Below are 9,284 nucleotides of genomic sequence, written 5' to 3' on the forward strand. Positions count from 1 at the left end.
GGCCTCACGTGCATACCCACGGCTTTCCTGCACCACCTTCGCCGGTGTTATCGTCAACGGGATCCATGGCTCGTCACCGGGCCTGACCCTCGCCCGACGCGCCGCGCGAGTCGACCGGCCCCTCAGGAGGACCTGAATGCTCTCCGCCTTCGTGCGCGCGTTCAAGACACCGGATCTTCGCAAGAAGATCCTCTTCACGCTCGCGATCATGGCGCTCTACCGCCTCGGGACGCACATCCCCACACCCGGCGTCGACTACGGCCTGGTCCAGCAGTGCCTCAACACCGCCGAGCTGTCCGGCAACGTGCTGGGGATGGTCAACCTCTTCTCCGGCGGCGCGATGGTCCAGCTGTCCGTCTTCGCTCTGGGGATCATGCCGTACATCACGGCCGCGATCATCGTGCAGCTGCTGACGGTGGTCATCCCGCGCTTCGAGCAGCTGAAGAAGGAGGGGCAGGCCGGGCAGACCAAGATGACGCAGTACACCCGCTACCTCACCATCGGGCTCGCGGTGCTGCAGGCGTCGACGCTGGTGACGATCGCCCGCGAACCCACCCGGCTGTTCGGCGCCTCGTGCACGTCCGTCATGCCCGACGACGGCATCTGGACCCTCTCCCTGATGGTCCTCACCATGACGGCCGGCACCGGCCTCATCATGTGGCTGGGGGAGCTCATCACCGAGAAGGGCGTCGGCAACGGCATGTCGTTGCTCATCTTCGTCTCCATCGCCGCCGGCTTCCCGGCCGCCCTGGGCGCGATCTATCAGAGCTCGGTGACGACCTTCGTGCTGGTGATGCTGCTGGGCCTGGTCATCATGACCCTGGTCGTCTACGTCGAGCAGTGCCAGCGGCGGATCCCGGTGCAGTACGCCAAGCGGATGGTGGGGCGCCGGCAGTACGGCGGGACCTCGACCTACATCCCGCTCAAGCTCAACATGGCCAACGTGATCCCGATCATCTTCGCCAGCTCGATCCTCATGCTGCCCTCGCTCATCGCGAACTTCAACCGGCCCACGGAGGCAGGCGCGACGGCACCGGGCTGGGTCACCTTCGTCGACCGCTACCTGTCGATGGGGGCCACGGGGTCGGGGACGCACTGGGTCTACATGGTGCTGTATGCCGCGATGATCATCTTCTTCTGCTTCTTCTACACCTCGGTGACCTTCAACCCGACCGAGGTCGCCGACAACATGAAGCGCTACGGCGGCTTCATCCCGGGCATCCGGGCCGGCCGTCCGACGGCGGAGTACCTCGAGTACGTCATCAACCGGATCACCACCCCCGGTGCCCTCTACCTCGCCGGGCTCGCGCTGATCCCGCTCATCGCCTTCAACGTGATGGGCGTGGCCAACTTCCCGCTGGGCGGCGCCTCGATCCTCATCATCGTGGGTGTCGGTCTGCAGACCGTCAAGCAGATTGAGTCCCAGCTCCAGCAGCACGACTACGAAGGGTTCCTCCGCTGATGCGACTGATCATGCTCGGACCGCCCGGTGCCGGCAAGGGCACCCAGGCCGTCCACGTCTCCGCCGCCCACGGCATCCCCGCCATCTCCACCGGCGACATCTTCCGGGCCAACATCAGGGACGAGACCGAGCTGGGGCTGCAGGTGAAGCAGATCACCGCCTCCGGCGGCTACGTCCCCGACGAGGTCACCAACGCCATCGTGCGCGACCGGCTCGGCCAGGACGACGCGGCCCGGGGTTTCCTGCTCGACGGCTATCCCCGGACGACGGGCCAGGTGGAGGCGCTGGACGAGATGCTCGCGGAGGCCGGTCACGGCCTCGACGCGGTGGTCGAGCTCACCGTCGACACCGACGAGGTGGTCCAGCGGCTGCTGACTCGCGCCCAGGAGCAGGGCCGCGAGGACGACACCGAGGAGGTCGTCCGCGAGCGGATGCGGATGTATGCCGAGGAGACCGCTCCGCTGGCCTCGCGCTACAAGGAGCGCGGGCTGCTGCGCCGGGTGGACGGCATGGGCGAGGTCGCCGAGGTGACCGCCCGGATCGAGGCGGCACTCGCGGACCTCACCGGGCCGGACGACGGCGACGCCGCCTCCGCCCCGCGCTGATGTCGCTGTTCCGTCGCCGGTCCCGGATCGAGGCCAAGACGCCCGAGCAGCTGCGGGCGATGCGCCGGGCCGGGCGGGTCGTCGCCGACACCCTGGCGCTCGCCTCCCGGCGGGCTGTGGCCGGGGTCTCCACGGGCGAGCTGGACGCCCTGGCCGAGGACGCCATCCGCAGCGCGGGGGCGGTGCCCAGCTTCCTCGGCTACCACGGGTTCACCGGGAGCCTGTGCATCTCGGTCAACGACGAGGTCGTGCATGGCATCCCCGGGGAGCGGGTGCTCGCCGAGGGTGACCTGGTCTCGATCGACTGCGGAGCAATCGTCGAGGGCTGGCACGGGGATGCCGCCGTGAGCCTGGTCGTGGGCGGCAGGGACCGGGGGACGCCCGCGGACCTGGCCCTCATGGACGACACCGAGACCTCGCTGTGGGCGGGTATGGCGGCGTTGCGGCCGGGGGACCGGCTCTTCGCCGTGGGCGACGCGGTGGAGGCCAGCGTCGACGCCTCGCTCGACCGGCGCCGGCGGGAGGGCGTGCCCGGTGTGGAGGTCTACGGCATCCTCGAGGACTACACCGGCCACGGCATCGGTCGGGAGATGCACATGGACCCGCACGTCCCGAACTACGGTGTCAGCGCCACCGGGCCGACGGTCCCGTCCGGGGCCACCCTGGCGATCGAGCCCATGGTCACGCTGGGCACCATCGAGACCCGCACGCTCGAGGACGACTGGACCGTCGTGACCGGCGACGGCAGCCGGGCGGCGCACTGGGAGCACACGGTCGCGGTCACCGACGACGGCCTGTGGGTGCTCACCGCGGCCGACGGGGGAGCGGCCGGCCTGGAGCGCGTGGGGGCCCGCTTCGCCCCGCTCGCCGACTGATTCGCCTCGAGGGTTGCCCGTCCCGTACGATAGTGCGTCGGCCCTGCGTGGGCCGAGTCCAGTGCAATTCAGGGAATGTGGAGGACATGGCGAAGAAGGACGGCGTCATTGAGATCGAGGGCACGGTTGTCGAAGCCCTCCCGAACGCGAACTTCCGGGTCGAGCTCACCAACGGACATGTGGTGCTGGCTCACATCTCCGGGAAGATGCGGCAGCACTACATCCGGATCCTCCCCGAGGACCGGGTCGTGGTGGAGCTCAGCCCGTACGACCTGACCCGCGGTCGCATCGTCTTCCGTTACCGCTGAGTGGTGCGGACCCCTCCGGGTCCTCGTCCTCAGCACCCCTGATCAGATCCCTCCACCCGAAGGCAGGAAGCCATGAAGGTTCAGCCGAGCGTGAAGAAGATCTGCGACAAGTGCAAGGTGATCCGCCGTCACGGCCGGGTCATGGTGATCTGCGACAACCTGCGCCACAAGCAGCGCCAGGGCTGAGCAGAGAGCGATCCGCGCGCGTCGCAGCTTCGATGCGTCAGCACGACCACAACTGAAGATCCCCAGATGACGCAGCACCCGACCCCCGCCGACCGGCGGGACGTCACCCCCGGCCGCGAGAGCCGGGGACCGCGGGCGACCGAGCCCATCAGACGATGCGGACCGGTGCTGCACCAGACTCTCGCACGACAGCCAAGGAGCACTGCCACATGGCACGACTCATCGGTGTCGACCTGCCGCGCGACAAGCGCGTCGAGGTCGCTCTCACTTACATCTTCGGCGTGGGACGCACCCGCGCCGTCTCGACGCTGGAGGCCACGGGCGTGGACCCGTCCACCCGCGTCAAGGACCTGACGGAAGAGCAGCTGGTCGCCCTGCGTGACCACCTCGAGGCGAGCTTCCGCCTCGAGGGCGACCTGCGCCGTGAGGTGGCCGCCGACATCCGCCGCAAGGTCGAGATCGGCAGCTACCAGGGCCTGCGGCACCGCCGCGGTCTCCCGGTGCACGGTCAGCGCACGAAGACCAACGCCCGGACCCGCAAGGGCCCGAAGCGCACCGTCGCCGGCAAGAAGAAGGCGACCAAGTAATCCCTCTGCCGGGAGGCCCCGCCCCCGCAGACCTGCTCTTCCGCTAGGAGAAACACATGCCCCCCAAGAGCCGTCAGGCCACCGGCGCGCGCAAGGTGCGCCGCAAGGAGAAGAAGAACGTTGCCTTCGGGCAGGCTCACATCAAGAGCACGTTCAGCAACACCATCATCTCGATCACCGACCCGACCGGTGCCGTCATCGCCTGGTCCTCCTCGGGCCAGGTCGGCTTCAAGGGGTCGCGCAAGTCGACCCCCTACGCCGCCCAGATGGCCGCCGAGGCCGCCGCGCGCCGCGCGATGGACCACGGCATGAAGAAGGTCGACGTCTTCGTCAAGGGTCCGGGCTCGGGTCGCGAGACCGCGATCCGCTCGCTGACCGCCGCCGGCCTGGAGGTCGGCGCGATCTCCGACGTGACGCCCCAGGCGCACAACGGCGTCCGCCCGCCCAAGAAGCGTCGCAACTGACCGTCCCGGAAGGAACTAGGTAAGCATCATGGCCCGTTACACCGGCCCCATCACCAAGAAGTCCCGCCGGCTCAAGGTCGACCTCGTCGGCGGCGACAAGAACTTCGACCTGCGTCCCTTCCCCCCGGGGCAGCACGGTCGGCGCCGCAGCCAGGAGAAGGAGTACCTGACCCAGCTGCAGGAGAAGCAGAAGGCCCGCTTCACCTACGGCGTCATGGAGAAGCAGTTCCGTCGCTACTACGCCGAGGCGGCCCGCCGCCCGGGCAAGACCGGCGCCAACCTGCTCATCATCCTCGAGTCGCGCCTCGACAACGTCGTCTACCGGGCCGGCCTGGCCCGCACCCGTCGTGCCGCCCGCCAGCTCGTGACCCACGGTCACTTCCTGGTCAACGGCCAGCGGGTCGACGTCCCGAGCTACCGGGTCGAGCAGTACGACATCATCGAGGTCCGGCCGCAGTCGGTCGAGACCTTCCCGTTCGAGCTGGCCCGCCAGACCTACGGCGACCGTCCGGTCCCCGCCTGGATGAAGGTCGTGCCCGGTTCGCTGAAGATCCTCATCCACCAGCTGCCCACCCGGGAGCAGATCGACACGATCCTCACCGAGCAGCTGATCGTCGAGCTCTACTCGAAGAACTGATCGGGTGGGGGCCTCGCCCCCACCTACCCCCACGACCAGGAGCTCGCTTCGCTCGCGCTCCTGGTCGTTCCGGGAATCCAGGCCTCGCTCCGCTCGCCGGATTCCCGGGCCCCGGCATACGGACAGAGGTATGCCGGGCTCCCGCACGCGGCGTCATATAGCGGTCGCCCGTGGAAAGGAACTGAACAGTGCTCATCGCACAGCGCCCCACCCTCACCGAGGAGGTCGTCTCCGACACCCGGTCGCGGTTCGCCCTCGAGCCGCTGGAGCCGGGCTTCGGCTACACCCTCGGCAACTCCCTGCGCCGGACCCTGCTGTCCAGCATCCCGGGGGCCTCGCTCACCAGCATCCGGATCGACGGCGTGCTCCACGAGTTCTCCACCATCCCCGGTGTCAAGGAGGACGTGACCGAGGTCATCCTCAACCTCAAGTCCCTCGTCGTCTCCAGCGAGCACGACGAGCCGGTCGTGATGTACCTGCGCAAGCAGGGCGCGGGCCCGGTGACCGCCGCGGACATCGCGCCGCCGGCGGGCGTGGAGGTCCACAACCCCGAGCTGCACCTGGCGACCCTCGGCGAGTCGGGCACCATCGAGATGGAGATGACCGTCGAGCGCGGCCGCGGCTACGTGTCGGCGCAGCTGAACAAGTCCGGGGAGCAGGAGATCGGCCGGATCCCGGTCGACTCCATCTACTCGCCGGTGCTGGCGGTGACCTACAAGGTCGAGGCCACCCGTGTCGAGCAGCGCACCGACTTCGACCGCCTGGTGATCGACGTGGAGACCAAGAGCTCCATCGCCCCGCGCGACGCCGTCGCCTCGGCCGGGCGCACCCTGGTCGAGCTGTTCGGCCTGGCCCGCGAGCTCAACGCCGAGGCCGAGGGGATCGAGATCGGTCCCTCCGTCGGGGACGGTGCCCTGGCCTCCGACCTGGCGCTGCCCATCGAGGAGCTGGACCTGACGGTGCGCTCCTACAACTGCCTCAAGCGCGAGGGCATCCACAGCGTGGGTGAGCTCGTCGGGCGCAGCGAGGCGGATCTGCTCGACATCCGCAACTTCGGCGCCAAGTCGATCGACGAGGTCAAGGACAAGCTCGCCGAGATGGGCCTGGCGCTCAAGGACAGCCCGCCCGGGTTCGAGGGTGCCGCGTCCTACGAGGACGGCGGCTACGAGGACGAGGGCGACGCCGCCTTCGCCGAGGACGAGCAGTACTGAGATACGAGAAGGCTTAAGGAGAACTCATGCCTGCCCCCAAGAAGGGTCCGCGCCTCGGCGGCGGTCCGGCGCACGAGCGCCTGATGCTGTCCAACCTGGCGACTGCTCTGTTCGAGCACGACCGCATCACCACCACCGAGGCCAAGGCCAAGCGGCTCCGTCCGCTCGCCGAGCGACTGGTGACCTTCGCCAAACGCGGTGACCTGCACAACCGCCGCAAGGTCCTGGCCATCGTCCGGGACAAGGGCGTCGTCCACCGGCTCTTCACCGAGATCGCGCCCGACGTGGCCGAGCGGCAGGGTGGCTACACCCGGATCACCAAGATCGCGCCGCGCAAGGGCGACAACGCCCCGATGGCCGTCATCGAGCTGGTGCGGGAGCCGGTCGCCAAGAAGGCGGTCGTCACCCAGGCCGAGGGTGCCACCAAGCGCTCGGCCAAGGACCGCGAGGCCGCGGCCATCAGCGACGCCGAGCTCGAGGCGGAGGAGCCCACCACGAGCGACGCCGCGGAGGTCGACCAGGCCCAGGCGGAGGTCGAGGCCGCCGACGACGCCGCCGAGCGCGGTGCCGAGCCGGCCGCCGACGGCGAGCTCACCGAGGTCGCCGACAACGAGGCCGCCGACGACACGACCGAGGCCGCGATGGTCTCCGGCGGGGCCGACGATGCGCAGCAGCCGGCGGAGGGCGACGACTCCGCGAAGTGAGCCGTCGCGTCCCGGACGCACCTGAGGGCCGCCCATCCCCCACCGGGGGTGGGCGGCCCTCGTCGTCGCCTCCTGGTCGTGCAGGGCAGGATGGACGGGTGCGCATCCGTCTCGACCTCGCCTACGACGGCACCGACTTCTCCGGCTGGGCCCGTCAGCCGGGCCTGCGCACCGTGGAGGAGACGCTGGCGCAGGGGCTGGGCCGGGTGCTGCGGGTGGAGCCACCGCGGCTGGTCGTCGGGGGGCGGACGGACGCGGGGGTCCATGCCCGGGGCTCGGTCTGTCACCTGGACGTCGCCGACGAGGTGTGGCGTCGCGTCCCGGGCCGGTCCGACCGGGCGCCGGGCGAGGCGCTGGTGACCCGCCTCCGGGGGGTGCTGCCCGACGACGTGGCGGTACGCGCGGCCACGGAGGTGCACCCCGGCTTCGACGCGCGCTTCTCCGCGCTGCGACGTCGCTACAGCTACCGCCTGCTGGACCGTCCCGAGGTCGCCGACCCGTTGCGGCGCCGGGACACGGTCGTGGTGCGACAGGCTCTCGATGTGGAGGCGATGGACGCCGCAGCACGGTCGCTGGTGGGGCTGCACGACTTCGCGGCGTTCTGCCGGCCCCGGGACGGGGCGACCACCATCCGGACCCTGCTCGACTACCGTTGGACCCGGGGTGAGGACGGCGTGCTGGTCGGCACGGTCGTGGCGGACGCCTTCTGCCACAGCATGGTGCGGGCGCTGGTCGGGGGTGTCCTGCCCGTGGGGGAGGGGCGCCGGACCGGGTCCTGGCCGGCGGAGGTGCTCCGTGCCCGGACCCGCGACCCTGGTGTCCGCGTCATGCCGGCGCACGGTCTGTGCCTCGAGGAGATCGTCTATCCCGAGGCCGTCGAGGTGCAGGCGGCGCGGGCGTCGGAGAGCCGGGCCACGCGTGCCCCGGTGACCGCGGGCCGACAAGACCCGCGGTCGGGGACGGACTAGGGTCGAGCCATGCAGGCCGCCTACGCCCAAGAGATCCATCCGGACGAGCCGCTGCGCGGGCTCGTGGTCGGGGAGCGGCCGGACCCTGAGGCGCCGAGGGGATGGCGGGTCCTGCCGGTCGTCGCCGCCGGACTCAACCATCACGACCTGTGGTCGCTGCGCGGCGTGGGGCTGTCCCCCGAGCGGCTCCCGATGATCCTGGGCTGCGACGCGGTCGCGGAGCATCCGGAGCTCGGGGAGGTGGTGATCTACCCCGTCATCGAGGGCACCCCCGGGTGGGAGGGGGACCCGACCCTGGACCCCCGGCGCAGTCTGCTCTCCGAGCTGCACCAGGGGACCCTGGCGGAGTACGTCTGCGTGCCGGAAGGGGCATGGGTCCCGCGACCGGAGCACCTCAGCGCCGTGGAGGCCGCCGCGCTGTCGACCTCCTGGCTCACGGCCTACCGCATGCTGTTCTCCCGGGCCGGCGTCGCCCCCGGTGACACCGTCCTCGTGCAGGGCGCCGGTGGTGGGGTGTCTACCGCTCTGATCCAGCTCGGTGCGGCGGCCGGCCTCACGGTCTGGGTGACGGGGCGCAGCGAGGAGAAGCGGCGACGAGCCCAGGACCTCGGCGCAGAGCGCACCTTCGAGCCTGGTGAACGACTCCCGGCGCGGGTCGACGCCGCCCTGGAGAGCGTCGGCGCGGCGACCTGGTCCCACTCGATCAACGCGCTGCGACCCGGTGGCACCGTGGTCATCTGCGGTGCCACCTCCGGGGATGCTCCCGAGAAGGCGGAGCTGACGAAGATCTTCTTCAAGCAGCTCCGCGTCGTGGGATCCACGATGGGGACCCGGGAGGACCTGGCCCGGCTCTGCCGCTTCGTCTCCGGCACCGGGCTGCGGCCGGTGATGGACCGCAGCTATCCCCTGAGCCAGACGGCCGACGCCCTGCGCCGGATGCGCGACGGGGAAGCCGTGGGGCAGCTGGGGATCCAGGTCCGCTGACCGCCAGGGCGACGGTTTGCACGCCGCTCCTGCGCACGTGTACAGTAGTGCTTCGCGGCCGACGCGGAAGCGGCGGACGCACAGCCACAGCCGGCATCCCGATCACCCACTCAGGATTTGGAGACGGTGCGCAGGGTCCGGTAGGCTGGAGAGGTTGCCCCGCAGCGGGAAGGCTCGAGCAGAGTCTCACCGCCGGTGTGTGTCCGATTCTTGAGAACTCAACAGCGTGTTTGTTTTTTGATGCCATGTTTGTTTGGCCATGGCACTGGTCACCCCCGTGGTTGGTGTTGTGG

General features: G+C 70.1%; 12 protein-coding genes. All 12 read left to right on the forward strand.

Translation table 11 applies throughout. The features are described from left to right. The first annotated feature begins 136 nt into the window (after positions 1 to 136). On the forward strand, positions 137 to 1,462 hold the full coding sequence (gene secY, locus BJF80_RS02675) for a preprotein translocase subunit SecY (protein ID WP_075811126.1): 1,326 nt from the start codon (positions 137 to 139) through the stop codon (positions 1,460 to 1,462). After that, positions 1,462 to 2,067 (forward strand): adenylate kinase, encoded by a 606-nt coding sequence (locus BJF80_RS02680; protein ID WP_075811128.1) that lies wholly within the window; start codon positions 1,462 to 1,464, stop codon positions 2,065 to 2,067. The genes secY and BJF80_RS02680 overlap by 1 nt, the downstream gene beginning before the upstream one ends. Beyond that, on the forward strand, positions 2,067 to 2,942 hold the full coding sequence (map, locus tag BJF80_RS02685; protein WP_075811130.1) for a type I methionyl aminopeptidase: 876 nt from the start codon (positions 2,067 to 2,069) through the stop codon (positions 2,940 to 2,942). The genes BJF80_RS02680 and map overlap by 1 nt, the downstream gene beginning before the upstream one ends. A gap of 86 nt (positions 2,943 to 3,028) precedes the next feature. Then, the gene (infA, locus tag BJF80_RS02690; RefSeq protein ID WP_022925313.1) at positions 3,029 to 3,250 is read left to right on the forward strand and encodes a translation initiation factor IF-1; all 222 of its coding nucleotides are present in this window, start codon (positions 3,029 to 3,031) and stop codon (positions 3,248 to 3,250) included. A gap of 72 nt (positions 3,251 to 3,322) precedes the next feature. Next, on the forward strand, positions 3,323 to 3,436 hold the full coding sequence (rpmJ, locus tag BJF80_RS02695) for a 50S ribosomal protein L36 (protein ID WP_022925314.1): 114 nt from the start codon (positions 3,323 to 3,325) through the stop codon (positions 3,434 to 3,436). Between the two features lie 209 nt (positions 3,437 to 3,645). Then, entirely contained in the window at positions 3,646 to 4,023 is a 378-nt protein-coding gene (gene rpsM, locus BJF80_RS02700) for a 30S ribosomal protein S13 (RefSeq protein WP_143553710.1), read from the forward strand. Between the two features lie 56 nt (positions 4,024 to 4,079). Beyond that, positions 4,080 to 4,487 carry a 30S ribosomal protein S11 gene (rpsK, locus tag BJF80_RS02705; RefSeq protein WP_058890650.1) on the forward strand — a complete coding sequence of 136 codons (408 nt, stop codon included), beginning with the start codon at positions 4,080 to 4,082 and terminating at the stop codon, positions 4,485 to 4,487. A gap of 28 nt (positions 4,488 to 4,515) precedes the next feature. Further along, complete coding sequence (gene rpsD, locus BJF80_RS02710; protein WP_075811134.1) at positions 4,516 to 5,124, forward strand: 30S ribosomal protein S4; 609 nt, start codon at positions 4,516 to 4,518, stop codon at positions 5,122 to 5,124. A 188-nt stretch (positions 5,125 to 5,312) separates the two neighbouring features. Further along, positions 5,313 to 6,335, forward strand: coding sequence for a DNA-directed RNA polymerase subunit alpha (locus BJF80_RS02715; RefSeq protein ID WP_022925318.1), 1,023 nt, complete (start codon positions 5,313 to 5,315; stop codon positions 6,333 to 6,335). Positions 6,336 to 6,361: 26 nt separating this feature from the next. Next, positions 6,362 to 7,039: a 50S ribosomal protein L17 gene (rplQ, locus tag BJF80_RS02720; protein ID WP_075811136.1), complete on the forward strand. Its 678-nt coding sequence runs from the start codon at positions 6,362 to 6,364 to the stop codon at positions 7,037 to 7,039. Positions 7,040 to 7,137: 98 nt separating this feature from the next. Next, complete coding sequence (truA, locus tag BJF80_RS02725) at positions 7,138 to 8,007, forward strand: tRNA pseudouridine(38-40) synthase TruA (RefSeq protein WP_075811138.1); 870 nt, start codon at positions 7,138 to 7,140, stop codon at positions 8,005 to 8,007. 9 nt (positions 8,008 to 8,016) lie between these two features. Beyond that, positions 8,017 to 8,991: a zinc-binding dehydrogenase gene (locus BJF80_RS02730; protein WP_075811140.1), complete on the forward strand. Its 975-nt coding sequence runs from the start codon at positions 8,017 to 8,019 to the stop codon at positions 8,989 to 8,991. Positions 8,992 to 9,284 lie beyond the last annotated feature (293 nt).

It is taken from the genome of Serinicoccus sp. CUA-874, assembly GCF_001942225.1.
Classification (GTDB): Bacteria; Actinomycetota; Actinomycetes; order Actinomycetales; family Dermatophilaceae; genus Ornithinicoccus; species Ornithinicoccus marinus.

What these genes read in the sequence shown, in the direction of transcription:
- secY (WP_075811126.1), top strand. Translation starts at nt 137, where the DNA reads ATGCTCTCCGCCTTCGTGCGCGCGTTCAAGACACCGGATCTTCGCAAG.
- BJF80_RS02680 (WP_075811128.1), top strand. Translation starts at nt 1,462, where the DNA reads ATGCGACTGATCATGCTCGGACCGCCCGGTGCCGGCAAGGGCACCCAG.
- map (WP_075811130.1), top strand. Translation starts at nt 2,067, where the DNA reads ATGTCGCTGTTCCGTCGCCGGTCCCGGATCGAGGCCAAGACGCCCGAG.
- infA (WP_022925313.1), top strand. Translation starts at nt 3,029, where the DNA reads ATGGCGAAGAAGGACGGCGTCATTGAGATCGAGGGCACGGTTGTCGAA.
- rpmJ (WP_022925314.1), top strand. Translation starts at nt 3,323, where the DNA reads ATGAAGGTTCAGCCGAGCGTGAAGAAGATCTGCGACAAGTGCAAGGTG.
- rpsM (WP_143553710.1), top strand. Translation starts at nt 3,646, where the DNA reads ATGGCACGACTCATCGGTGTCGACCTGCCGCGCGACAAGCGCGTCGAG.
- rpsK (WP_058890650.1), top strand. Translation starts at nt 4,080, where the DNA reads ATGCCCCCCAAGAGCCGTCAGGCCACCGGCGCGCGCAAGGTGCGCCGC.
- rpsD (WP_075811134.1), top strand. Translation starts at nt 4,516, where the DNA reads ATGGCCCGTTACACCGGCCCCATCACCAAGAAGTCCCGCCGGCTCAAG.
- rplQ (WP_075811136.1), top strand. Translation starts at nt 6,362, where the DNA reads ATGCCTGCCCCCAAGAAGGGTCCGCGCCTCGGCGGCGGTCCGGCGCAC.
- BJF80_RS02730 (WP_075811140.1), top strand. Translation starts at nt 8,017, where the DNA reads ATGCAGGCCGCCTACGCCCAAGAGATCCATCCGGACGAGCCGCTGCGC.